A 25,734-nucleotide genomic window follows, 5' to 3' on the forward strand; every position below is an offset into this window, starting at 1 on the left:
GTGACTTGATACTCATCATTAGACAGCGACTTCGGTCGCTGTTTTTTTGTCACTCAAAAATTTTATGGTGTGGAGAAGCCGGGTTGGCGATAAAAACTCATGATTACTTGAGGTCAATGCTGTTAAGGCGCCCCATAAATACCAGTAGATCAATCACATCTTTATGCGCCTCCAACAGTGCGCGTTTGGTTTGGCTGTATGCAGCAAGCCTGCCATGCTTTCTGATGGAGCACACCTTAGTTCGATACTTGTACTCACCGTTTTCGGCATACACTCGCCATTTAGCGATATAACACTCGTCGCGATGCTCAGGATCGCTCTGAGTCGGATTAGGCTTGAAGACGATTTTCGGCTCTAGACTGTGTGGCAACCTAGTCATGAGGTACGGGTCTTTGAGCACTTTGCCCCAGAATTTCCCCCAAAGTTGTTTACCGAGTTCATCGCGGAGCTTAATGGTTTTCTTGAGAGCCTTCTCTTCTCCAAGACGCACGAACCCAACCGACCGATGCAAAACAGTATCGTCAGGCGTGTGGATATGGATTTTGTATGCAGTTTTGCCTTTTGAAATGAAGCGGTAACCGGTGGCTCCAATCAGGTTATTCTCACTCATAGCTTACTAATTGATGGTTATGTTATTAGTAAGATTACGCCAAATATCAGAAAAACAGAAACCAAATGGCCGGAAAAAATAAAGCCCTGAATTTTTGTTCAGGGCTTTGTTATATATCTTAATGGGTTACATGATCTTTTGCATCACATCGCCAATTTGGATGCTGCCGGCTAAGTTTGGCTGTTCAATGGTTAATTCCGCTTCATTCTCGTAGACACGAGTCACAGTAAGAGTGATGTCGCTTTTTGACACTTTGTTGCGAGGCAAGCCATTTTGGTCGATAAACGAGCCAGTGTGCCATAGCTGAAGTTTGTCACCCTGTTGAACGCCATGCAGTCGACCTAAGTCCATTGTCACAGTATTGCCAAACACGGCAGCCACTTCAGGTAGTGTGATTTTGCAAGACACTTCGGACTCTAAATCGAGCATGATATTGCGGCTTACTCGTAGCATCATACTGCCATAGGTAGATGCCCAAAAGCGTGCACTCTTGGTATCCACTTCACTGGTTTTTGGAAACGGCCATTTTGCCACTTCGCGGTAACTACGATTGTAAACTTGATGGCCAGTTTTGCCGTCATAGACTTGCATCTCTAAAGCAAACTGACGGTTAATGACATCGTCTTTCAATAACTTAGATTCGATGGTCGCGGTCAAATCAGTAATCGTACCGCCAATGACGTACTGCGCGCCGTGATCTTGCGCGATCATTTTCAGCGTCTCAGGCTGACGTCGGTCAATTTCATAATCGGTTGTGCCAACCGAAACGAAGCTGCGTGACTCTTGCGAAAGTTGTCGGTTGATCACGTGGCTAAAGTCATCACCGATGTTGTAGACACGTCCCATTACGGCTTGTTGAGGTGAAGCAAGATCTACATTGCCGACCAAGAAGGTCTTTTTGTATTGGCTCTCATGGCAACCATTTGCCGAAGGGTAAATATCAATACGAGCGGTAATCATAATGTTGCCGCTGCGCTTTCTCTCTTTATCGACGAGGATGTATCTCACTTCGTGGTTAGTGAATTGGTACTCTTTTTGTTCTGCCTGCAGGTAAGGCGTTAGGTTCGCGATACTGCCAATATCTCCCCCTGAAAACTGCATAGCCTTGTATAGGGCATCTTCAAGCGCATGAACTCTTGCCGCATCTTCAGACGCGACAATTGCTGCAGTACCGGTAACCTCAAACCAAGATGCATGAGCATTAAAGGTCATACTGAGCAGTGAACCTATTGAAAATAGTGTGGAAAATATTTTTTTCATCTATTCGTTACCAGTTGGGTATAAATATTGCTTAACAAATTATCAGAAGCGAATTGCTGATTTGAGTGCCGCTTTTATTAATGTGAACAATTAATCAAAAGCAAGGACTGTTCCAACATTGTAATCCATTGAAGGAAAGAATGGTGAGAATCGATTGCACAGTCTGGTACTAAAACATCTGGAGATAACACAATGAAAAAATGGCTTGTGGTAATCAGTGTAATGCTAATTACATCATGTGCTTATTCGCCTATCTATAACGGTAAAACTGAGTATTCAGGTAGCCAATTTATGTTAATGGATAGCCCACGTCATACAATGGACTACTTTGTTGAAAGTATGACCGAAGATCTGATTCTGTCTAACACCAGCGTATCGGCTCGTACACCCATTGCCGTAACGTCGTTTGTAGACTTGCAACATATGGATTCGACCAACTGGTTAGGTAATTCAGTATCTGAAGGCTTTATCCACCAGTTTCAGCGTCGTGGCTTCAAAGTCGTCGACTTTAAAACGACAGGCTCGATTCAAGTGACACAACAGGGTGATTTTGCTTTGAGTCGAGATTGGAAAGATCTTGCTCAAGAGCAGGACGTTCAATATGTTCTAACGGGCACTATGCTTAGACAAGAAGGTGGTGTGTTAGTAAACGCTCGTGTTGTGGGCATGCAAACACGCATCGTTGTCGCTTCAGCTCAAGGGTTTTTGCCAGCTGACCGTATTGGTCGTGACTTAGACACATTGAATAGCATCCGTACTCAAGATGGCGTGATCATTCGTTCAGACCCAACCATTAAGCAGCCGTATACGGTTATTCTTCGCCCATAGGAGCCTGTCATGAAGAAGGTGATATTTTTAATCGCAGCACTATTACTTGTTGGCTGCCAACCATTGCAAAGTATGCGACCTGATGATTTCTTGGTGGCGGTTGGCTACGCAAGTATTAGTGAGCAAAAAGGGCGTAATGACGAAGAGAAACGCATTCGAGCAATGCGTGCTTCAAAGATTGATGCGTACCGTGAACTGGCAGAACAAGTCTACGGCATGCGAGTGAGCGGTCGTGCTGAGCTTGAAGATCAACGCCTAGGTACAGAGCTGACTTCAGGTGCTGTTGATGGTGTGATTCGCGGTGCAGAAGTGGTGCGCAGTTACCCAGTGGGTGACAGTTACGTGACCGAGTTGCAGCTTGATATCAAGAAGATGGACAAACTGCGTGATTACGGCGAAGTTCAAGCTGTGCCAGAGAAGAGACAACAGACACTTTTCTAATGATGTTTAGCTGATAGTCACTCTGCTGCTGGCTTTCCAGATGGCAAGCGGCAGATAAAAACAGTAATAGTGAAGCAAAAAGCGGCAAGTATTGGATACTTGCCGCTTTTTTATGTTCGCGATTTACAACATTTGTGCTTTTACAGTATTGTTCGTTTACAACAAGAGCGAGTAGTCGTGTGGAAGAATAGGGCTATGCTTTTACGTTGGTTCCTAACGTAGAGATGGTATGCGTTTGTCCACCGGCATTGTATGTCATGCCTATTTTTCCGTGGCTTTGCTGCATCATATTGCTGAGCTTGTTGAAGCTAAGGTGTGCACGGCTGAGTGCTTCGCCGTTAACAAGATTTGCTTGTTGGCAGTCGTGAATAATAGAGCGAATTTTAGCAACGAGATCGATGAGCTCTGGCTTTTCGTTTAGCTCTGCTACATTGGTGTGAGCTGCTATTCTCTGATCGGTGCTTTTTAATTGCTCAACCAGAACAACTTTTTCTTTAGCGATACGTTCAATTTCACTCGATTTTCTACTGGTAATGGCACTCTTTTCCGAACTCAGCAGTTCAGAGAGAGCTTGGGCGCTTTGAAGTTGAAAATTAACTAAATCTGCGAGTGCCGCCATACAAAAACCTAATCGAGCTTATAGTCAGTTGAACGATAAACGAACTTATAGGCCTTTAAGCTCGTTTTCGAATTTGATCATGTTGTCAGCCAGTTTCTCTGGATCGACAGTGTACGAGCCGTTTGCGATGGCTTCTTTAATCGCTGCGACTTTAACTTGGTCAAAACTTGGTTGCGCGGCCATGTCTTGGTGCATTTGACCAATCGCTTTGCTTTGTTGGCTTAGTGATACCGCATCTTTACTTGCGGGCTTTGCCGATACATCAGAGCTCGACGCTTGCGAACTGCTAGTATCAGTGCGCGCTGTAGAGCGGTTAGTTGTCGTTAGGGTTTGGCCTGAACGAATATTATCAATGCCTGCCATAGTTGAGCCTTTATCTACGAATATGGGAACCTGTACTGTCACTATCGACCGTTGGTTCAATTACTTTAGAGATTTTTAACTCGATTGTTGAAATCGCTAACAGAGTACCATTTTGGCAGGATAACATGTTAACAAAGAAACAAATCTCTTATGTCGAATTATGTTGCAATCTATTAATTAAGAGTGCTGACAGCTCATCTGTTAAAAATGAACGGTCACTTCCGACATATCAGTAACGATTCCCTCAATTATACGCTGTGATTTATCATTTTTCACTCTTACTTGGTCACCGGTTGAACCGTCTGTTAAGGCAGTGCCTTTTGTGGTAATGGTCATGCCACCTTTAACAGCTTGTATGATAACCTTCTCATTACGACAAACGACGCAAATATCACCTCTCTCAATAACATCACCAGGGCGCAGGTTCTTTTTTACTTTGGCTCCGATGACTTGTTCAGGAAGGGTGTAACCTTGTCGGCGAAATTTGTTAAGTGAAATCATGGTGGTCGTGACATCATATTGACCGATTATCTCGCCTCGCGCGATGGTTCGTGTTGCAGTGACTAGAGGTGCAGATATAGAGAGTCGAACTGGGACGTATACACGCCATTCATCAGGAACGCATTGCACTAGCACGGTAATGCTACTGCGAGTATTGGTAGCTGTAGAGGCACTGGTTTCTAAGGGTATAGGGCAATCTGTTGCCTTGATCCTTGAGTCTACATTGGCAGATTGAACCAAGAGTTCACCACCCATTGGCTGCTCAACCGTGTCGAGAATATGTTGCTCAGCCGCGGTTTGAATCGCCTCAATTTGTTCTGATGTCGCACCTTGTGCAAAAAAACTAAACAATATTGATATAATGCCGATAAACTTAGCGACAATTTTAAAAAAAGCTCTACATGTTGTTATGGAAAATGGTTGCAGATTTGAGTTATGATACGTCATTCTGTTTCTCTGATGGTTCGTAGCCTGTAGTAGATTAACACTTTTTAATCAAAAAAGTTTGATATGGAGATGCGCTCATGACGGGTATTCTGGATTCAGTGAATCAGCGTACGCAACTCGTCGGTCAAAACCGATTAGAATTACTAACCTTTCGCCTAATGGGGCGTCAGCGCTATGGTATTAACGTATTTAAGGTTAAAGAAGTACTACAGTGTCCTAAGCTGACTTCTATGCCGAACTTAAACCCGCTGGTTAAGGGTGTTGCGCACATTCGTGGTCAAACCATCTCGGTTATCGACTTAAGCCTTGCTATTGGCGGTCGCCCAACAACAGACGTAGAAAAGTGTTTTGTTGTAATTTCTGAGTTTAACCGTACTATTCAAGGCTTCCTGGTGAGTTCTGTTGAGCGTATTATCAACATGCACTGGGAATCTATCTTGCCGCCACCTGATGGTGCGGGTAAAGCGAACTACCTGACGGCAGTGACAAACATCGATAATGAACTCGTTGAAATTCTCGATGTAGAAAAAATTCTTGCAGAGATCTCTCCTGTTGATGAAACAATGGACAGCAAAATCGCTGAAGAGATCGCTGAAGTTGAACAAGAGAAACCGTTAGTTCGACGCATTCTGATTGCTGATGACTCAACCGTAGCTCGTAAACAAGTTCAGCGAGCTATTGAATCAATCGGCTTCGAAGTTATTGCAGTTAAAGACGGCAAAGAAGCTTACGAGAAGCTGATTCAAATGTCGGCAGAAGGCAGTATTTACGACCAGATCTCTCTCGTTATCTCAGATATCGAGATGCCAGAGATGGATGGCTATACACTGACTGCAGAAATCCGCCGTCATGCAGAGCTAAAAGACTTATATGTAATTTTACACTCATCTTTGAGTGGCGTATTTAACCAAGCCATGGTTGAGCGTGTGGGGGCTAACTCATTCATCGCTAAATTCAACCCAGATGAACTTGGTTCAGCGGTTAAGTCCGCATTAACTAAATAGAAAAGAGACATTAATGACTGCTATAACAATTAGTGATCAAGAGTATCGTGATTTTAGCCGCTTTTTGGAATCTCAATGTGGCATTGTACTCGGTGATAGCAAGCAATATCTTGTACGCAGTCGCCTTAGTCCTTTAGTTGCAAAATTTAAACTGGCATCACTGTCGGATTTATTGAGAGATGTTGTAACGGGTAGAAACCGCGAGTTGCGCGTGGCGGCAGTAGATGCCATGACGACCAACGAGACACTTTGGTTCCGAGATACTTACCCGTTTGCCGTGCTAGCGGATAAACTTCTTCCGGAAATAGCGGCAAACAAGCGTCCAATTAAGATTTGGTCTGCGGCAAGCTCTTCTGGCCAAGAACCATACTCAATGGCAATGACTGTGCTTGAAACTCAAGCTCGCAAGCCGGGTATGCTGCCAAATGTTTCGATCACAGCAACGGACATCTCTGCGAGTATGCTCGATATGTGTCGTGCTGGTGTGTATGACAATCTAGCACTAGGTCGTGGTTTATCGCCTGAACGTCGCCGTACTTTCTTTGAAGATGCGGGTGATGGTCGTATGAAAGTAAAAGATAATGTGAAGCGTATGGTTAACTTCCGTCCGCAAAACCTGATGGATAGCTACGCGCTGTTAGGTAAATTCGACATTATCTTCTGCCGTAACGTACTGATTTACTTCTCGCCAGACATGAAGTCTAAAGTGTTGAACCAGATGGCTAACAGTCTTAACCCTGGTGGTTACTTACTGTTAGGTGCGTCAGAGTCTTTGACGGGGCTGACTGACCGTTTTGAGATGGTGCGCTGTAATCCAGGTATCATTTACAAGCTCAAGCCATAACAACCGTTAAGACATTCCAGTTTTTCTTATCAAACCCAGCCATTGTGCTGGGTTTTCTTTTTTGTCGCTCTCGGTATATCTTTAAATCAGAGTGACATTCCAATTTACTCTATTCTTGGCTTGTATATTGCAAGTTTAACAGCGAGTGACCGATAAAAAGCATTCATTGTTCTATTGGCTTTAAAAGTTGGTATACATATTGCTTTGGTTATTTCATAACAGTCAGTTCTTGAGTTGAGGTTTACATGGCTATTTCTTTTGACAACGCATTAGGCATTCACCAGCACACAGTTGGTGTACGTGAGCGCAACGCTGAGGTGCTTTCCACCAATATCGCGCAAGCAAACACGCCTGGCTATAAAGCAAAAGGATTAGACTTTAAAAAATCACTGCAGGCGGCAAGTTCTGGGGCAAGCATTGGTCTTAGCCGCACGGACGGTCGGCATATTTCTGCCTCAACGACGGTGAATGGGGAAACAAAATATCGTATTCCTACTCAGCCTGATGCAGGAGATGGCAACACGGTGGATTTGGATTTGGAACGAAATCTGTTCATGCAAAACCAAATTAGGCATCAAGCCTCTCTAGACTTCTTAGGAAGTAAATTCAAGAACTTAACTAAAGCGATTAAAGGGGAATAATTAGATGAGCTTATTTAATGTATTCAATGTGACTGGTTCTGCGATGAGTGCTGAATCTGTTCGTCTAAACACGACCTCAAGTAACCTGGCTAACGCGGACAGTGTAAGTAGCTCAGCTGATGAGACTTACAAGGCGCGCCACGCTGTGTTCGGCGCTGAGTTAAGTAAGGCACGCAATAGCGGTCATACCGTGCCGGTGAAAGTATTAGGTATCGTAGAAAGCGATAAGCCGCTTAGCGCGGAATACAACCCTGATCACCCATTAGCAAACGACGAAGGCTACATCTACAAGCCAAACGTTAATGTTATGGAAGAGATGGCAAACATGATTTCAGCTTCACGTGCGTACCAAACAAACGTACAGGTTGCTGACTCAAGTAAACAAATGCTGCTGCGTACGCTGCAGATGGGTCAATAAGGATAAGGAGGTAGCATATGGCCGGAATCAATAATGTTGGTCAAAGCGGCTTGTCCTATGTTGATCAGCTTAAAAATCTTCAAGACAGCAAAAAGCCTGATGAAACAACAGGTAAGCAAGATCTTAAACAAGAAGACTTCTTATCGTTATTGACCAAGCAGCTTGCTCAGCAAGACCCTTTTAAGCCGGTCAGCAATGACCAGATGATTGCGCAAATGGCTTCATTTGCGACCGTAGATGGCATTGGCAAAATGAATACACAGTTTGAAAGCTTGAATTCATCAATGACATCTAACCAAGCACTTCAGGCTTCCTCTTTAGTTGGGCGTGATGTGTTGGTTCCTGGTGCGGCAGGTGTGAAACCCGGTGATGGCGGCATGGCGGCAATGGTAAAACTTCCTCAAGCGATGGATAACTTAATGATCCGTGTTGAGAACGAAGTGGGCCAATTGGTTCGTACCTTTGATGTCGGCTCTAAGCCTGCAGGTGACACACGTGTTGAATGGGACGGAAAAGACGAAGACGGCAACCCATTGCCTGCTGGTAAATACAACGTGAAAGCGGCTGGTTTACTGGATGGCGAGAGCGCAGAGTTCGAAGTATCAACGTATGCGAACGTGAACAGTGTGCTTCTTGGCAAAGGTGATGGCAACGTACTACTCAATCTGGCTGGTTTCACATCGCCAGTACGACTTGCTGAAGTACTAGAAGTTGGCAAAGCGTAGCTCTAGATAGAGTGAATATGCTAGCTAGATAGATTAGGAGAATATTGGAATGTCATATGTAGCTTTAAGCGGTCTATCCGCAGCTCAATTAGATCTGAACACAACAAGTAACAACATTGCGAACGCAAACACATTTGGCTTTAAAGAGTCGCGTGCTGAGTTTGGTGATGTTTACTCAAGCTCTCTATTTACGAACGGCAAAACCACTCCAGGTGGCGGTGCTCAAGCAAATAAAGTCGCTCAGCAGTTCCACGAAGGTTCAAGTATTTATACCAACAACCCAATGGATTTACGTGTAAGTGGCACAGGCTTTTTCGCTGTGGCAAAAGACCGTATGGTTCCTGAGATTAACGAACTAACACGAAATGGTGCATTTCACCTAAACAAAGACAACTACATGGTTACTTCTAACGATGAGTTTCTTCTAGGTTACGATGTTGATCCAAACTCGGGTGAAGTTCTTTCTTACGCGCCGAAGCCACTGTCTATTCCAGCTGAATTTGGTAAGCCAAAACAGACTGAAAACATTGAAGTAGGTGTAAACCTGCCTGCAAACGGTGACCTAAAAGATCCGGCTGCATTTAACTTCGATGATGCGGATACCTATAACCGTGCGACCTCTTCAACGGTCTACGACTCTATGGGTCAGTCTTACAAGCTAACCACTTACTACCTAAAAGACCAAACCCAGCCAAATACATGGCAGACTTACTACACTATGACTGATAGTGAAGGTGAGAAGCCATTGAACATTGCTGGTGGTGATGCGACTAATGCGACGGGTCATGTGGGTCACACTATGCGCTTTAACAACGACGGCACACTGGCGAGCCTAAACAATGGCCAACCAATTGTATCGGAAGCGTTAGGTGCGGGTGCGGTACCAATGAACCTAAATGGCGCGGACGTTACTCAAACGCTGAACTTTGGTCTAGACTCTTCGACGCAATTTGCGGCACCGTTTGAATTGACGAAATTCGATGAAGATGGCGCAACAACAGGCTTCCTAACCAAGGTTGACTTCGATGAGTACGGTAGTGTTCTAGGTACATACTCAAATGGTGAAAACGTAATGCTAGGTCGTGTAGGTCTAGTGCGTGTTCCTAATGAGCAAGGCCTAGATAAGAAGGGCGGCACTCAGTGGGATTCTACTAACTACTCAGGTGATAAAATCTGGGGTGAATCGAACAAAGGTTCATTTGGTGGCATCAACAATGGCTCACTTGAGCAGTCGAACATCGATATGACCCAAGAGCTAGTAGACCTGATTTCTGCTCAACGTAACTTCCAAGCGAACTCACGTTCTCTAGAAGTTCACAACCAACTACAGCAAAATATTCTTCAGATTCGTTAATACCTTCTTGGTTTGAATCATCTGCGAATACCCAATTCAATCCGTTTGAATTGGGTATTGTTGCTTGCCTATCTATTTGCCGCCTCAATTGCCGCGCGGTAAAGTTTGTTCTTGCCACCCCCTGGCAGAAAGGATAGCTTTGATCTTTGTAATTCCTTTTTTTGAATTAACCCTCTGATTATAAACACTATTTTATAGTTGGCATAGTGATTGCTTTATTGGCTCTAGATAATGATTTTTTGGAGCAAAATTATGGATCGCGCACTGTTTTTAGCTATGAGCGGCGCAAAGCAAAATATGCAAGCTTTGCAGTTACGTGCCAACAACCTCGCAAACGTAAGTACAACTGGCTTTCGTGCTGATTTAGCACAAGCTCGTTCAATGCAAGCGTATGGTGAAGGTATGCCAACACGTGTATTCAGCATGACAGAACGCCCTGGCCATAACTTTGCACAAGGCAGCGTTGTAACGACCGGTCGTGATCTAGACGTAACCATTCAAGGTGATGGCTGGATTTCGGTTATGGACAATTCAGGTCGTGAAGGCTTAACCCGTAACGGTAACCTCAAGATTGATCAGAATGGCCTACTGACTAACGGAAGTGGTCACCTTGTTCTCGGTGAAAACGACGCTCCCATTACCCTACCAATCCCATTAAGCAAAGTAGAAATTGGTACAGACGGTACGATTTCGGTGATTCCTCAAGGCGCTCCAGCTGAAGAACTTGCCGTTGTTGATCGTATTAAAATGGTTCGCCCAGATAATCAAACCCTATTTAAAGATACGAATGGTCTTTTCCGTTCGAAAAACCCAGATCAGGCATACGAAGCTGATGCAGCCGTTACGCTGCTGACTGGTGCTATCGAAGGCAGTAACGTCAATGCCGTCGGTGAAATGACAAGCTTGATTGACCTACAGCGTCAATTTGAAATGCAAGTCAAAATGATGAGCACAGCAGAAGAGATGGACAAGTCGTCTGACTCACTGCTTCGTATGAGCTAATAGAATTTAAAGGAAATTACTATGCATCCAGCATTATGGGTAAGTAAAACTGGTTTAGACGCCCAACAAACCAACATCTCAACAATCTCGAACAACCTTGCTAACGCATCAACCGTTGGCTTTAAAAAGAGTCGTGCCGTATTTGAAGACTTGTTCTATCAGAACATCAACCAACCGGGTGGCCAATCGTCTCAGAACACAGAACTACCGAGTGGTTTGATGCTAGGTGCAGGTTCTAAAGTTGTCGCAACGCAAAAAGTGCATACTCACGGTAACGCGCAAACGACCACCAACAGCCTAGATATGATGATCGAAGGTGATGGTTTCTTCCAAGTTGAAATGCCAGATGGTGAGACAGGTTACAGCCGCAATGGTCAGTTTACATTGAATGGCGACGGCGCAATCGTAACTTCGGGTCAGGGTTACCCGCTACAACCAGAAATTGTTATTCCTGAAGATGCAATTTCGATTACGGTCGGTAACGATGGTGAAGTTTCAGTACGTATTCGTGGTGAGCAGAACAACGTTGTGGTCGGTCAGATTACGATCACTGACTTTGTAAACCCTGGTGGTCTTGAGCCAGTTGGTCAAAACCTTTACCTACCAACGGGCGCAAGTGGTGACCCGCAAGAGGGCGTACCGGGTTTTGATGGCCTAGGTAACATTCGCCAATCAATGTTGGAAACTTCTAACGTAAACGTAACCGAAGAGCTGGTAAACATGATTGAAGCTCAGCGTGTGTACGAAATGAACTCAAAAGTGATCTCATCAGTAGACAAGATGATGAGCTTTGTTAACCAACAACTTTAATCGTTAGATTAAGTAACGTGTAATTGTCCCTACTGCTGACTAAGAGAGTATCACCATGAAACGTATTTTTTGTTTAGCCCTGTTAGCTTCGATGACTGGCTGTACCATGTTAGATCCTATCGAAACGCCAGAACAAGAAAACGCAACAACCGTGGTTGATGCGGTAGAGGGTGATAAGTCGAGCGATGAGAGTTCTGGCATCGTGGACACGTTACGTGGTCGTACCGACCCAGTGGCGGGCGATCCTGCTTGGGCACCGATTCACCCTAAGCAAAAGCCGGAACACTACGCAGCAGCAACCGGTTCTCTATTTAACGTGAACCACATTGGCAGCATGTACGATGATTCTAAACCACGCGGTATTGGCGACATTATTACCGTGGCACTGGATGAGAACACGCGTGCGACTAAAAAAGCTAACGCAGATATGTCTAAGTCGAATGACTCTTCAATGGAGCCACTATCTGTAGGCGGGCAAGAGCTGACTATCGACAAATACAATTTCTCTTACGACCTAAGCAACACCAACACCTTTGCCGGTGATGCGTCGGCTAACCAAAGTAACAGCATCAGCGGTTACATTACCGTTGAAGTGATTGAGGTGCTGGCTAACGGTAACTTAGTAGTACGTGGTGAGAAATGGATGACGCTGAACACTGGCGATGAGTACATTCGTCTAAGCGGCACAATCCGTCCAGACGATATTGGCTTTGATAACACCATCGCGTCGAACCGTGTTTCTAATGCTCGAATTCAATATTCTGGTACCGGCGTACAACAAGATATGCAAGAGCCTGGATTCTTGGCACGATTTTTTAATGTAGCTCTATAGCGATAATCACGGTGACGTTTGTTTGACCATCAACAAACGGTACTGGATTTAGAAGAAACTTAATTTAAATCAGAGCAATAGAGACAGGTTACTCCTATGAAAAAGCTAGCACTTGTACTTTTCGGCATGTTATTTCTTGCCACCACTGCTCATGCCGCGCGCATTAAAGACGTGGCAAAAGTTGCAGGTGTTCGTAGTAACCAATTGGTAGGCTATGGTTTAGTAACGGGTTTGCCGGGTACTGGCGAAACAACCCCCTTTACAGATCAAACGTTTAACGCGATGCTGCAAAACTTTGGCATCCAATTGCCACCCGGCACTAAGCCAAAAACAAAAAATGTAGCGGCAGTTATTGTTACTGCTGAGCTTCCAGCTTTCTCTAAGCAAGGTCAAACTGTTGACGTTACTGTCTCTTCCATCGGCTCAGCAAAAAGCCTACGTGGTGGTACGCTACTGCAAACCTTCCTGAAAGGTCTTGATGGGCAAGTGTATGCCGTCGCGCAAGGTAACCTAGTGGTGAGTGGTTTCAGCGCACAAGGTAACGATGGCTCTAAGATTGTAGGTAACAACCCGAACGTCGGTATCATTTCAAGCGGTGCAACAGTAGAACAAGAGATCCCGACACCATTTGGTCGCGGCGACTACATCACCTTTAACTTAATTGAATCTGATTTCACCACTGCACAACGCATGGCAGATGCGGTAAACAACTTCCTTGGTCCACAGATGGCGTCTGCTGTAGACGCGACTTCAGTTCGAGTTCGTGCACCACGTGAGATTAGCCAACGTGTTGCTTTCCTATCTGCGATTGAAAATGTCGAGTTCGACCCAGCAGAAGGCTCTGCAAAGATCATTGTTAACTCTCGTACTGGCACCATTGTTGTTGGTAAGCACGTACGCCTACGCTCTGCGGCTGTGACGCACGGTGGCATGACCGTAGCAATCAAAGAGAATTTAAATGTGAGTCAGCCAAATGGCTTCTCTGGCGGACAAACTGTTGTTGTTCCAGACTCAGACATTGAAATCACGGAAGGTGACGGCAAGATGTTTAAGTTTGAACCAGGCCTGACTTTGGACGACCTTGTACGAGCGGTCAACGAAGTGGGTGCGGCACCTTCTGATTTAATGGCAATTCTTCAAGCTCTGAAACAAGCGGGTGCGATTGAAGGCCAATTGATCATTATCTAAGGAGCGGGTCATGATTAAGAATAACAACGACATCGGCTTTATTCACGACATTGGCAGTCTAGACCGACTTCGTCAGCAAGCAGTGAATGGCGAAGAGGGCAGTGAGCAAGAAGCACTTAAAGCAGCAGCAAAACAGTTTGAGTCTATTTTTACTTCTATGCTGTTTAAGTCGATGCGTGATGCCAACTCAAGCTTCAAGTCAGACATGCTTAATAGTCAGAATGAACAGTTTTACCGTCAGATGCTTGATGATCAGATGTCGAGTGAACTGAGTGCATCGGGTTCGCTGGGCCTAGCGGACATGATCGTTGCGCAGCTTAGCGCAGGCCAAGGTTCTGACCAACAGGAATCAAAAGTACGTCAAGAAGGGTTTGACCCAGCACTTGAGCGTCCCAAGTATTCTAAGAAAGTGGATAGAGCAGATCGCCAAGAGAGTGTGGCAAAAGTTGCGGCGCAACCAGTTTCGTTCGACTCTCCAGAATCCTTCGTCGCTTCAATGAGTCCATATGCCGAAAAAGCAGCGCGAGCATTGGGTGTTGACTCGTCACTTCTTCTTGCTCAAGCCGCTCTGGAAACAGGCTGGGGCTCTAAGATGGTGAAGAACTCTTTGGGTAACAGTAACAACCTATTCAACATCAAAGCTGACCGTAGTTGGAAAGGTGATAAGGTCGCGACTCAAACCTTAGAGTTCCACGGAAAAACTGCGGTGAAAGAACAAGCTTCATTCCGTTCTTACGCTAACTTTGAAGAGAGCTTTAATGACTACGTGAAATTCCTAAATGAGAACCCACGTTACCAAACCGCACTTCAGCATCAAGGCAGCTCAGAAAACTTTATTAAAGGCATTCATAGCGCAGGTTACGCAACGGACCCGAACTACGCTGATAAGGTATTAAGAGTCAAAGCTAAGATCGACCAGATGAACTAATCTAATTCGTTACAAAGAGCTCGCCAAATGGTGGGCTCTTATTCTATTCATCCCTTCTTTTTCGCATCCATTTTCCTCTGTTGAATCCCCTACTTATTAGCTTGGCACGCAAATTGCTTTTTAGACGTAAGGGTAATCAGTTTTTGCTGATTTTATTAGGTTTTTTGGGGGCATTATGGCGTCAGATCTGTTGAATGTAGGTACACAAAGTGTGCTTACTGCTCAAAGACAGTTAAACACCACAGGTCATAACATTTCTAACGCGAATACAGAGGGTTATAGCCGACAATCTGTGATTCAAGGTGTTAATGATCCGCGCCAATATGGTGGCCAAACCTATGGCATGGGCGTGCACGTGGAAAATGTTCGCCGCTCTTGGGATCAGTTTGCCGTTAATGAGCTAAATCTATCGACAACCAATGCCGCTAATAAGAATGACACCCAAAGCAACATCGACATGCTCTCGGGCATGTTGTCGTCTACCGCCTCTAAAAAAATTCCAGAGAATATGAACGAGTGGTTTGATTCGATCAAAACACTGTCTGATACGCCGAACGATATCGGTGCGCGTAAAGTGGTTCTGGAAAAAGCGGGGATCATTTCTCAAACACTTAATGAGTTCCATGAAACGATTCGCCAGCAATCGGATGTTGCCAACAAAAAATTAGACATGGGTATCGAGCGCGTTAACCAACTTGCAATCGAGATTCGTGATGTTCAACGCCTGATGATGCGTACTCCAGGTCCACATAATGACCTGCGCGATCAACATGAAAAACTGATCAATGAGCTGTCTGGTTACACTAAAGTAACGGTGACACCACGCTCAAATGCAGAAGGTTTCAACGTCCACATTGGTAACGGTCATACCTTAGTTTCAGGTAGTGAGGCGAGCCAATTGAAATTGGTTGATGGCCTACCGGATGCTCACCAACGACGCCTTGCTATTGTTGAAGGCAAGGCAATTAAGCCGATCACTAGCGCGGATATCGACGGCAAGATTGGTTCAATGCTGGACATGCGTGATGAACATATTCCTGAGGTGATGGACGAGTTAGGTCGCATGGCCACAGCACTCTCTTATCATGTCAACGAACTACAAAGCCAAGGCTTAGATCTCAATGGCAATGTTGGCCGCAATTTATTTACCGATGTGAACTCGGAACTGGTTGCGAAATCTCGCGTAGTAACCAGTGGTCAATCTCAAGCTGACGTTGCTGTGTTCATTGATAATACCAACGCGCTTAAAGGCGGTGAGTACGGCTTAAAATACGACGGTAGTGACTATGTGGTCACTAAGCCGAGCGGTGAAACGGTGAAAGTCAGCACCGACTCTAGCGGCAATGCTTTCTACCTAGACGGCATGCGTGTCGAGATCCGTAATCCGCCAGAGCTTGGCGAAAAGGTTCTTCTGCGACCAACGCGTAGCTTTGCCGCCCAGATGCAGATTGAAAGCAATGATCCTAAAGATATTGCTGCGCAGAGCTATGAAGCCTCGACCACTTTTGCACAAGGTGATGCGGAATTTAAAATCCTTGCCGCTGGGCAACTTCGTGAATTTGAAGTGATCGTCTCGCCACGTGGTGAGCAATTTGCGGTGACGGATACCAAAGGTAACGTATTAATGCAGCCTCAGCCGTATCCGCCTTCTGGTCCGGTAACCGTAATGGGGACGACTTTCGAATTGACGCCTGGTGCGATCGCCAACGATAAATTTACCGCTAACCTTGTTCCATCTGAAGGTGACAACGGCAACCTGCGAAAAATGCAGGATATTCAGACCAATAAGTCGCTAGATGAAGGTGAATCGACGCTGCTTGATACTTACCATAACCTGAACACCAACACAGGTTTAAAGGCATCGACGGCTAACCGTCTTAGTGAAATCGCGACTTTAGAAAAACAGTCAGCGCAAGAACGTATCGCTTCTATTTCTGGAGTGAACCTTGATGAAGAAGCGGCAAACATGATGAAGTTTCAGCAAGCCTATATGGCATCGTCGCGCATTATGCAGGCGGCCAATGAAACCTTCGATACCATCTTGGCGCTAAGGTAGTAGGAGAAAGTCATGTTAACTCGTATCTCCAGTTTCCATAATTACCAGTCGGTTCAGAACGATCTGCGTCGTCAAGAGAACAAGGTTCATCATAACCAAGCGCAATTGGCGTCGGGTAAAAAATTGCAGTCGCCTAGTGATGATCCACTCGCGACTCACTACTTGCAGAATATTGGACAGCAGTCTGAACAGCTTAAGCAGTATGTAGATGCCATCACTTTGGTTAGAAACCGTTTGGAACACCACGAAGTGCTGATCTCAAACTCTGAAGGTTTTGCTGACGAAGCGAAGCGTACAGTAATGGAGATGATCAACGGTGCGTTGTCTCCGGAAGATCGCTTGGCAAAACAGCGTGAGCTGCAAGAGATTGCCAACAACTTTTTATACATGGCGAACTCGCAAGATGAATCGGGCAACTACACCTTTGCCGGAACTAAGCTGAAGAATCAGCCTTTCTTCCGTGACAATGAAGGTAACGTTATTTATGGCGGTGATGACTATCAACGCAAGATGCGCGTCGCCAGTAGTTTTGAAATGCCAATGAACGATCCGGGCAGCAAGCTGTTCATGGAGATCGACAACCCATTTGGTGATTACAAGCCTACTTATGAGCTGCAATCTGCATCTGAACTGCTTCTAGAGCGTGCAACAAACAGTGAATTTCAGGATCCCGCGACCTACAAAGTCACTTTTGTTGATATGCAGAACGGCAAGTACGCCTATCAACTAGAGAAAGATGGCAGCGTTGTTGCGGCAAAAGATTTTGATCCAACCGAAGGGATTAAATACGAGGGCTTACACATTGAGCTACGCGGTCAGATCACCAAGGGTGATTCGATAATTCTTGAGCCAAGAGAAAGCTTTTCAATATTTGATACCTTTCGTGATGCTGCGGCATTAGCAGAGTCGTCGGTTTCTGATTCATCTGCAACAGCGCAGCTGCATCAGGCAACGGAAGAGTTTCACGCTGCTTTTATCCATTTAACTAAGGCTCGCACAGATGTAGGTGCGCGTTTAAACACATTGGATATTCAAGAGCAGCAACATGAGGACTTCAAGTTGTCACTGGCGAAAGCCAAAAGTAACTTTGAAGATTTGGACTATTCAAAGGCAATCATTGAGTTCAATGAGAACTCTCGTGCACTGCAGGCTTCTCAGCAAGCCTTTGGTAAAACGAAAGATTTGACCCTGTTTAATTACATCTAACGTTTGGTCGGATGAATTGAGCCCTGCTTTATGCCTTATGTGCAATGCCTTAAGTGCGAGAGGGTTCTAAAAATTGCCGCTTTCTTACCCGTTTTTAAATGTAAGCAATGTAAGCGGCAAAAAGCGGCAACACACAGGTTAGAGAGATTACATAGTCATTATCTATAGATAGAGTAGGCGATTGGCTTGTTTTTAAGTGATTGTTTTTGAATAAAATAATTTTATTTTTCGTCAATTTAAAAATTGGCACACAACTTGTATCTATGTAAGTCAGAAATGATTTATACAGGTCTTAAACCCTAACTTAGGGTTTAGCAAGTAATATACGGTCAGTGCTTATCCATATGAGAGTAAAGCTGGCCGCTTCGCAGAAAGCTTGCGAACTCATAAGGAGAGCAAAATGGCAGTTAATGTAAGTACTAACGTTTCCGCAATGACAGCGCAGCGTTATTTGAATAAAGCGTCTAATGACCTCGCAACTTCAATGGAGCGTTTGTCATCAGGCCACAAAATCAACAGCGCAAAAGATGATGCGGCAGGTCTGCAAATCTCTAACCGCTTAACAGCACAGTCGCGTGGCCTAGATGTGGCAATGCGAAATGCTAATGACGGTATCTCGATTGCTCAAACGGCTGAAGGTGCAATGAACGAGTCGACCAACGTACTACAACGTATGCGTGACTTGGCAATTCAATCTTCAAACGGTACTAACACGGCTGCTGAACGTACGGCACTGAACGAAGAGTCGATGGCACTTCAAGACGAGCTGAACCGTATCGCTGAAACAACTTCATTCGGTGGTCGTCGACTACTGAACGGCTCGTTCGGCGAAGCTTCTTTCCAGATTGGTTCTAACTCTGGTGAAGCGATGATCATGGCGCTGACCAGTATCCGTGCTGACGATTTCCGCATGGGTGGTACAACGTTTGATTCAGAGAACGGCAAAGACAAAAACTGGGAAGTACCAGCAGACGCTCGTGACCTTAAGCTTGAGTTTGTGACCAAATCTGGTGAAGAAGTGAAGCTTGAGTTGATGACCAAATCAGGTGATGACATCGAAGAACTGGCGACCTACATCAATGGTCAGTCTGACATGATCAACGCATCGGTAACCGATGATGGTCGTCTACAAGTGTTTGTCGCAGAACCGGATCTACAACAGGGTTCTATGTCTATCTCTGGTGGTCTTGCTTCTGAGCTAGGTCTTAAGAGTGAAGGTCGTCAAACGACGGTACAGGACATCGACCTAATGACGGTTGCTGGTTCTCAGAACGCAATCAGCATCATCGACTCAGCTTTGACTTACGTTGATTCACAGCGTTCAGATCTGGGTGCGAAGCAAAACCGTCTAAGCCACAGTATTAATAACTTGGCGAATGTACAAGAAAACGTGGATGCGTCTAACAGCCGTATCAAAGATACCGACTTTGCGAAAGAGACAACGCAAATGACGAAATCTCAAATTCTGCAACAAGCAGGTACTTCAATACTTGCTCAAGCAAAACAGTTGCCTAACTCTGCAATGTCACTATTGCAATAGTTATTGGTTGACCTTGCTGTTCGTGTCCAGACGTGGGCCATACAGCAAGGAAAACTGGCAAGCATACTTACTATTGAGTGTTTAGCTCTCTCATCTCTCACCTGCTTCACATTTTTACGGTAAGGATGCAACGGTAAGTCAGAATGTGTTCATTTCTCGATGATCTCCACACAGGCTCTGGCCACCACCCAGCCCCAGTTCTCTCAAAGGAAAAGGGGCTTTTTCCTTTTTAGCGTTCCTGTTTTCTCAAATTTCTACTCATTTCTTTCTGAATTTCACTGAAAAATCAGACTCTGTCAAAACTTGCTTTGATTGAAAATTAACCAGTCATTAAACACCTCTTTTCTTAAATTTGCCCCAAAACTACCTTTGAAGTGCTCAATAGTTGAGCTTTTCTAATTTTCAAACGTGAGCCTTAGATCTTTGATGAACAAAAATTCCTTTCTTATGTGTTTGTTTTAATTCGATTTATTAATTTAATTATTTTTTTTTGAAGTTTTTTCTAAAGCTCTAGAAATTCGCGCCGTTATTAAAAGTAACTTTGAGAGAACTACTTGGTTTTCCGAGACGTCGGAAACCGCAACACCGGAAAATCAATTGGAGAAATCACCATGGCAGTGAATGTAAATACCAACGTTTCAGCGATGACTGCGCAACGTTACCTAAACAACGCAAACAGCGCTCAACAGACTTCTATGGAGCGTCTAGCTTCTGGCTCTAAAATCAACAGCGCAAAAGATGATGCTGCGGGCCTACAAATCTCTAACCGTTTGAACGTACAAAGCCGCGGCCTAGACGTAGCAGTACGTAACGCGAACGACGGTATCTCGATTGCACAAACTGCTGAAGGTGCAATGAACGAGACAACAAACATCCTGCAACGTATGCGTGACCTTTCTCTACAATCTGCAAACGGTTCAAACTCTAAGTCTGAGCGTGTAGCGATTCAAGAAGAAGTAACAGCACTGAACGACGAACTAAACCGTATCGCAGAAACAACCTCTTTTGGTGGTAACAAGCTTCTGAACGGTACACACGGTACTAAGTCTTTCCAAATCGGTGCAGACAACGGCGAAGCGGTAATGCTTGAGCTGAAAGACATGCGTTCTGACAACGCTCAAATGGGTGGTAAGAGCTACCAAACTGAGAGTGCAAAAGACAAGAACTGGAACGTTCAAGCTGGCTCTAACGACCTGAAAATGACGTTTACAGATAACTTTGGTCAAGCGCAAGAAATCGATATCAACGCTAAAGCAGGCGATGACATCGAAGAGCTAGCGACTTACATCAACGGTCAACAAGACTCTGTAAAAGCGTCTGTAACTGAAGACGGCAAGCTACAAATGTTCGCAGGTAACAACAAAGTAGACGGCAACGTAGACTTCTCTGGTGGCCTAGCGGGTGAGCTTGGTATCCAAGGCGGTAAAGAAGTAACGGTTGATACTATCGACGTAACATCGGTAGGTGGCGCACAAGAATCTGTCGCTATCATCGATGCTGCACTGAAGTACGTAGATAGCCACCGTGCAGAGCTGGGTGCATTCCAGAACCGCTTCGACCACGCTATCAACAACTTAGATAACATCAACGAAAACGTGAATGCATCTAAGAGCCGTATTAAAGACACAGACTTCGCGAAAGAAACGACTCAAATGACTAAGTCGCAAATTCTTTCTCAAGCGTCTAGCTCGATTCTTGCTCAAGCGAAGCAAGCACCGAACTCAGCACTTAGCCTACTAGGTTAATCAAATAAAAGTGGCATTGCGTTTGTCAGTGCCTCTTCCACAAATTAGCTCGTGGTGAGAGATGAGCGCTAAACAAACCCAGCTTCGGCTGGGTTTTCGCGTTTTTGGTGTTTGGTAAAGCGTATTGGGGAGCTCCTAATTGTGGATAGCAAGAGATTCCCTATCACGGTCGTCCCTCTCTGTAGGGAATGACGATAAATGGGCAATTTGCAACTCACGCTCAATGTCCTAAACAGTCATCCCAGAACCGAGTAGAGCGAGGTATCAGGGGGCTCGCTCTTAATGACGTAATCACAAAGGGTTGAAATTGTTTTTGGTAGAGGGAGGTTTAGTTCAAGGTACTTATTACCGTTCCCGTATCAGTAGTAGCCCAAAGCGATAGTTTCAGGGCAAATTAATAAGTAACCATGTGCTTATAAATTCATCAATAGTTGATTCTTTAGCGAATATCGCCCGATTAATTGAACTGCGATCACACTTTCTCTTGTTATTGAAAATAAAACCAAAAAAATCGATTTTTTTGTTAAAGCTTCTAATCAAAGCGCCGTTAAAGGGATTGAGAGAAATGAGATGTACCAATGTGAGGTGAGAGACGCAGCGGTACATCAGACAATATTGATGTGTGCTTTATGTGAGGTGAGAGTCACTGGCGTGCATCAGAAATGCCTAAAGGAGATCAACTATGGCAATTAATGTAAACACTAACGTGTCTGCAATGACGGCTCAGCGCTACCTAAATGGCGCGGCTGAAGGTACTCAAAAATCAATGGAGCGTTTGTCTTCTGGCTATAAAATCAATAGCGCAAAAGATGATGCTGCAGGCCTACAAATCTCAAACCGCTTAACGTCTCAAAGCCGCGGCCTAGACATGGCTGTGAAGAATGCGAACGACGGTATTTCTATTGCACAAACAGCTGAAGGTGCAATGAATGAGTCTACAAACATTCTGCAACGTATGCGTGACCTTTCTCTACAATCTGCAAACGGCTCAAACAGCAAAGCTGAACGTGTTGCAATTCAAGAAGAAGTAACGGCACTTAACGACGAGCTAAACCGTATCGCTGAAACAACCTCTTTCGGTGGTAATAAGCTTCTAAACGGTACTTACGGTAGCCAATCTTTCCAAATCGGTGCGGACTCTGGTGAAGCTGTAATGCTATCTATGGGTAACATGCGTACTGACACTCAAGACATGGGTGGTAAGAGCTACACAGTTGAAGAAGGCAAAGACTCTTCTTGGACTGTAGCGGCAGGTTCTGACCTAACGATGAAGTACAAAGACAAGTTTGGTGAAGAACAAGAAGTGAATATCTCTGCGAAAGCAGGTAACGATATTGAAGAACTTGCGACTTACATTAACGGTCAAAGTGAAGACGTTAAAGCTTCTGTTGGTGAAGGCGGCAAACTACAACTGTTCGCTTCAAGCCAAAAAGTACAAGGTGATGTTGAGTTCGGCGGCAGCCTAGCTGGCGACCTAGGTATTGGTAGCGGCAAAGAAGTAACAGTTAACGATATCGACGTGACTTCTGTAGCTGGCGCTAACGAAGCGGTTTCTATCATTGATGGTGCGCTTAAGTCTGTAGACAGTCAACGTGCTTCTCTGGGTGCTTTCCAAAACCGTTTTGATCACGCAATCAGCAACTTAGATAACATCAACGAAAACGTTAATGCATCTAAGAGCCGTATCAAAGATACTGATTACGCGAAAGAAACGACAGCTATGACTAAGTCTCAAATCCTACAACAGGCGAGTACTTCAATCCTAGCTCAAGCGAAGCAATCGCCATCAGCAGCTCTAAGCTTATTGGGCTAAGCTTACTAAGTAGGCGGCAATAGAGGTCTACCTTGGTAGGGCTCTTATGCCATGGCTCATTTAAGGTCGGAAGGAGAGTGTTATGGAAATATCATCCAGCGCATCGAACGTCCAGCCTTATGGCTCACCTAATGGCATTAAATTTGCATTCGATGAAGGTAGCAGTGCGCCAAGTATTTCTAAACCATTAGAAGTTGCACCCAAAGAAAAGGTAGAGAAATCGCAAGAGGATGCTACCGAAGCTGCGATTCAATTAGCTCAAGATCGACAAGAGCTAAATAAAGAAGAGCGCGTTAAAATGGTAGAGAAGATGAATGAGTTCATCTCTTCTATCAACAAGGGTGTTGCCTTTAAAGTGGATGAAGAGTCGGGTAGAGATGTGGTGACGATATACGAAGCCACAACAGGCGATATTATTCGCCAAATACCTGATGAAGAGATGCTTGAGATTTTAAGGCGCCTAGCGGCCCAAACCTCAAATAGCGGGCTATTGGAGGCGAAGGTTTAAGTCGTATTATTGAGGTGATTTGATGAGTTTAGGCCCACTTGGGATGTCGTCTGGCATGGATATCAACTCCATGGTCAGCAAAATTGTAGATGCGGAGCGTGTGCCTAAGCAGCAACGTATCGACAATGAAAGAACGCGAATCGATTCCAGCATTAGTGCCTATGGAAGACTCAGAGAATCGCTTGATTCGATGAAAAACTTAATGACGAACTTTCGTCAGGAAAAAGCTTTTGCTGTGAGAACAGTAGAAAGTACCGATGACGGAGTTGTCTCTGCAACCGCTACTACGGATGCAATTGCAGGCAAATATGCCATCGATGTGTTGCAGCTTGCCCAAAGCCATAAAGTGGCTTCCGATGTATTGTCGGAAGACATGAAATTTGGCCCAGGTAAGCTGCAGGTTTCGCTTGGTGAGAAGAGCTTTGATGTACAAGTCGGTGAGCGCTCGAAACTTATCGACGTTGTACGTGGCATCAATGGCGCAAGTAATAACCCAGGTGTTCGTGCCTCGGTAATCAATGACGTTGAGGGTCCTCGCCTTATCGTCGCGTCAAACCTATCTGGCGCTGATCAACAGATCAGTATCAATGTCGATGCGCAATCGGATAACCCCCTTAAAAAACTTGAATACAAAACTCTTGAAGAGCGCGTAAAAGCTTTAGAGTCGGCACGTCTTGCTGCTCAAGAGATCCTTTCAGAGCCTGCTCCAGGGCAAGAAACTGCCCCTATCGAAGCGGCAACCGAGACTCCACAAGAATTAGACGCGGATGGCAACCCTGTGCCACAAGAGGCGTCTGATTCGGAAAACCTACCGCTTGATCCAGAAGTAGATCAAGACCCAAGTAGCATGACTTACGGTGAGGCGGCAGCCGCTGCCGGACAAGCAGCGTTAGATGCAGCGAAGGCATCGGCTTCTGTTATGCCGGAAGACAACATCCCAGGCTGGACAGAAACCGCATCTGGAACCTTGTTAGATTCTTACTACACACCTGAATTGGAATTGGACGAGAAAGCGATAGAGAAGGCGCCAGATGTACCGGGCTGGACTAACGCAGCTTCGGGTACACTGACGGATTCTTACGTTACACCTAAAGAAGCTCAGCAAAAGCTTGAGGCTGAACAAGCTCGTATAGAAGAGAAAACCGCGGAAGAAAAAGCGGCATTGGCTGAGCGTGTAGCAAAGGGCGAGATTACTGAACAGCAAGCTAAAGATATTGAACGTTCAAAACTTCCTCAAGAAGAGCGAGAGCACCTAGAGAAAATCGATAAAGCTCAAGCTGATCTAGAGAGAGCACAGCAGTCGTTTGATACTTACAGCGGTATGACAGAGGTACAAGCAGGTCAAGATTCCATGGTTGTACTTGATGGTGTCGCTCAGCTTTCGAGTAACAACAATGTGATTGAAGATGCCATTGAAGGTATTGATATCACAGTAAAAGGTAAAACACCGAAAGATAAAGCCCCAGCGGAAATTGGTGTTGAGTACGACCGTGGCAGCGTACGTCAAGATATTGAGGCTTTTGTTGCCTCATACAATCAGTTCTACCAAGTTTCGCAGAGTCTGTCTGGTGTCGATCCTACTACTGGTCAAAAAGGACCGTTGGCGGGTGATAGTACCGTGAGAAATGCGGACTCCCGCTTGAAGAGTGTATTTTCAACCAGTATTAAAGACGCGCCGCCAGACATCAGATCGCTGACTGAATTTGGTATTACTACAACGCGCCAAGGTACACTTGAAATCAATTACGATATGCTGGATCGCCAACTGAACAACAACTTTGATAAGTTGGGTGAGTTCTTTGGTGGCAATAATGGTTTTGCTAAGAAAGTAGAAGATGCTATCCAAGGTATTACTGGTGTCACTGGCTCAATTCGAACCCGCGAGCGAAGTTTGGTTGAACAGAATTACCGACTAGTGGATGATCAAGCGGCACTGGATCGCCGCATGGAAGGGTTAGAAAGCCGCACCCATTCTCGCTTTACTGCAATGCAAGAAGCGACCGGTAAAATGCAGTCCCAGTTGGGCAGTATGATGAATGCGTTGGGTTAGT

Annotated in this window: 25 protein-coding genes; 20 read left to right on the forward strand and 5 right to left on the reverse strand. The window is 45.0% G+C overall.

The window, feature by feature from the left end:
* Positions 1-103: 103 nt before the first annotated feature.
* A complete protein-coding gene (locus OCV50_RS03905) occupies positions 104-610 on the reverse strand; it encodes a Fe3+-citrate ABC transporter substrate-binding protein (protein WP_261903752.1) in 507 nt (168 codons plus the stop codon).
* A 126-nt stretch (positions 611-736) separates the two neighbouring features.
* Positions 737-1,870, reverse strand: coding sequence for a flagellar assembly protein FlgT (locus OCV50_RS03910; protein WP_261903753.1), 1,134 nt, complete (start codon positions 1,868-1,870; stop codon positions 737-739).
* Positions 1,871-2,062: 192 nt separating this feature from the next.
* On the opposite strand from OCV50_RS03910, the gene OCV50_RS03915 reads away from it, so the two are divergent.
* Positions 2,063-2,698 (forward strand): FlgO family outer membrane protein, encoded by a 636-nt coding sequence (locus OCV50_RS03915; RefSeq protein ID WP_255231222.1) that lies wholly within the window; start codon positions 2,063-2,065, stop codon positions 2,696-2,698.
* 9 nt (positions 2,699-2,707) lie between these two features.
* Positions 2,708-3,139, forward strand: a complete 432-nt coding sequence (gene flgP / locus OCV50_RS03920; protein ID WP_261903754.1) for a flagellar assembly lipoprotein FlgP — start codon at positions 2,708-2,710, stop codon at positions 3,137-3,139.
* Between the two features lie 193 nt (positions 3,140-3,332).
* Here flgP and OCV50_RS03925 read toward each other — a convergent pair whose 3' ends face one another.
* The 3 genes from OCV50_RS03925 to flgA all read right to left on the reverse strand — a co-directional run bounded on the left by OCV50_RS03925 (position 3,333) and on the right by flgA (position 5,069).
* Positions 3,333-3,758 carry a flagella synthesis protein FlgN gene (locus tag OCV50_RS03925; protein WP_261903755.1) on the reverse strand — a complete coding sequence of 142 codons (426 nt, stop codon included), beginning with the start codon at positions 3,756-3,758 and terminating at the stop codon, positions 3,333-3,335.
* A gap of 45 nt (positions 3,759-3,803) precedes the next feature.
* Positions 3,804-4,121: a flagellar biosynthesis anti-sigma factor FlgM gene (flgM, locus tag OCV50_RS03930; protein ID WP_261903756.1), complete on the reverse strand. Its 318-nt coding sequence runs from the start codon at positions 4,119-4,121 to the stop codon at positions 3,804-3,806.
* A 201-nt stretch (positions 4,122-4,322) separates the two neighbouring features.
* Positions 4,323-5,069 carry a flagellar basal body P-ring formation chaperone FlgA gene (flgA, locus tag OCV50_RS03935; protein WP_261903757.1) on the reverse strand — a complete coding sequence of 249 codons (747 nt, stop codon included), beginning with the start codon at positions 5,067-5,069 and terminating at the stop codon, positions 4,323-4,325.
* 77 nt (positions 5,070-5,146) lie between these two features.
* On the opposite strand from flgA, the gene OCV50_RS03940 reads away from it, so the two are divergent.
* The 18 genes from OCV50_RS03940 (at position 5,147) to fliD (ending at position 25,733) form a co-directional block, all read left to right on the forward strand.
* Positions 5,147-6,073, forward strand: coding sequence for a chemotaxis protein CheV (locus OCV50_RS03940; RefSeq protein ID WP_239843057.1), 927 nt, complete (start codon positions 5,147-5,149; stop codon positions 6,071-6,073).
* A gap of 13 nt (positions 6,074-6,086) precedes the next feature.
* The gene (locus OCV50_RS03945; RefSeq protein ID WP_239843058.1) at positions 6,087-6,917 is read left to right on the forward strand and encodes a protein-glutamate O-methyltransferase; all 831 of its coding nucleotides are present in this window, start codon (positions 6,087-6,089) and stop codon (positions 6,915-6,917) included.
* A gap of 245 nt (positions 6,918-7,162) precedes the next feature.
* Positions 7,163-7,558: a flagellar basal body rod protein FlgB gene (gene flgB, locus OCV50_RS03950; RefSeq protein WP_261903758.1), complete on the forward strand. Its 396-nt coding sequence runs from the start codon at positions 7,163-7,165 to the stop codon at positions 7,556-7,558.
* Between the two features lie 4 nt (positions 7,559-7,562).
* On the forward strand, positions 7,563-7,976 hold the full coding sequence (gene flgC / locus OCV50_RS03955) for a flagellar basal body rod protein FlgC (RefSeq protein WP_032550123.1): 414 nt from the start codon (positions 7,563-7,565) through the stop codon (positions 7,974-7,976).
* A gap of 17 nt (positions 7,977-7,993) precedes the next feature.
* A complete protein-coding gene (gene flgD / locus OCV50_RS03960) occupies positions 7,994-8,701 on the forward strand; it encodes a flagellar hook assembly protein FlgD (protein WP_032550124.1) in 708 nt (235 codons plus the stop codon).
* 49 nt (positions 8,702-8,750) lie between these two features.
* A complete protein-coding gene (flgE, locus tag OCV50_RS03965) occupies positions 8,751-10,055 on the forward strand; it encodes a flagellar hook protein FlgE (protein ID WP_239843059.1) in 1,305 nt (434 codons plus the stop codon).
* Between the two features lie 252 nt (positions 10,056-10,307).
* Positions 10,308-11,057 (forward strand): flagellar basal-body rod protein FlgF, encoded by a 750-nt coding sequence (gene flgF, locus OCV50_RS03970; RefSeq protein WP_239843060.1) that lies wholly within the window; start codon positions 10,308-10,310, stop codon positions 11,055-11,057.
* Positions 11,058-11,078: 21 nt separating this feature from the next.
* On the forward strand, positions 11,079-11,867 hold the full coding sequence (gene flgG, locus OCV50_RS03975; RefSeq protein ID WP_032550127.1) for a flagellar basal-body rod protein FlgG: 789 nt from the start codon (positions 11,079-11,081) through the stop codon (positions 11,865-11,867).
* 55 nt (positions 11,868-11,922) lie between these two features.
* Positions 11,923-12,699 (forward strand): flagellar basal body L-ring protein FlgH, encoded by a 777-nt coding sequence (flgH, locus tag OCV50_RS03980; protein ID WP_239843061.1) that lies wholly within the window; start codon positions 11,923-11,925, stop codon positions 12,697-12,699.
* A gap of 96 nt (positions 12,700-12,795) precedes the next feature.
* Complete coding sequence (locus OCV50_RS03985) at positions 12,796-13,887, forward strand: flagellar basal body P-ring protein FlgI (protein ID WP_239843063.1); 1,092 nt, start codon at positions 12,796-12,798, stop codon at positions 13,885-13,887.
* 10 nt (positions 13,888-13,897) lie between these two features.
* Positions 13,898-14,815, forward strand: a complete 918-nt coding sequence (gene flgJ / locus OCV50_RS03990) for a flagellar assembly peptidoglycan hydrolase FlgJ (protein WP_239843064.1) — start codon at positions 13,898-13,900, stop codon at positions 14,813-14,815.
* A 175-nt stretch (positions 14,816-14,990) separates the two neighbouring features.
* Positions 14,991-16,871 (forward strand): flagellar hook-associated protein FlgK, encoded by a 1,881-nt coding sequence (gene flgK / locus OCV50_RS03995; RefSeq protein WP_239843065.1) that lies wholly within the window; start codon positions 14,991-14,993, stop codon positions 16,869-16,871.
* A 12-nt stretch (positions 16,872-16,883) separates the two neighbouring features.
* The gene (gene flgL / locus OCV50_RS04000) at positions 16,884-18,077 is read left to right on the forward strand and encodes a flagellar hook-associated protein FlgL (protein ID WP_239843066.1); all 1,194 of its coding nucleotides are present in this window, start codon (positions 16,884-16,886) and stop codon (positions 18,075-18,077) included.
* Between the two features lie 400 nt (positions 18,078-18,477).
* A complete protein-coding gene (locus tag OCV50_RS04005) occupies positions 18,478-19,617 on the forward strand; it encodes a flagellin (RefSeq protein ID WP_239843067.1) in 1,140 nt (379 codons plus the stop codon).
* A 611-nt stretch (positions 19,618-20,228) separates the two neighbouring features.
* On the forward strand, positions 20,229-21,362 hold the full coding sequence (locus tag OCV50_RS04010) for a flagellin (protein WP_150871420.1): 1,134 nt from the start codon (positions 20,229-20,231) through the stop codon (positions 21,360-21,362).
* A 682-nt stretch (positions 21,363-22,044) separates the two neighbouring features.
* Positions 22,045-23,175, forward strand: coding sequence for a flagellin (locus tag OCV50_RS04015; RefSeq protein WP_239842565.1), 1,131 nt, complete (start codon positions 22,045-22,047; stop codon positions 23,173-23,175).
* Between the two features lie 82 nt (positions 23,176-23,257).
* On the forward strand, positions 23,258-23,683 hold the full coding sequence (flaG, locus tag OCV50_RS04020) for a flagellar protein FlaG (protein ID WP_261903759.1): 426 nt from the start codon (positions 23,258-23,260) through the stop codon (positions 23,681-23,683).
* 22 nt (positions 23,684-23,705) lie between these two features.
* On the forward strand, positions 23,706-25,733 hold the full coding sequence (fliD, locus tag OCV50_RS04025; protein ID WP_261903760.1) for a flagellar filament capping protein FliD: 2,028 nt from the start codon (positions 23,706-23,708) through the stop codon (positions 25,731-25,733).
* Position 25,734: the final 1 nt, after the last annotated feature.

This window comes from Vibrio fortis, from assembly GCF_024347475.1.
Classification (GTDB): domain Bacteria; phylum Pseudomonadota; class Gammaproteobacteria; order Enterobacterales; family Vibrionaceae; genus Vibrio; species Vibrio fortis.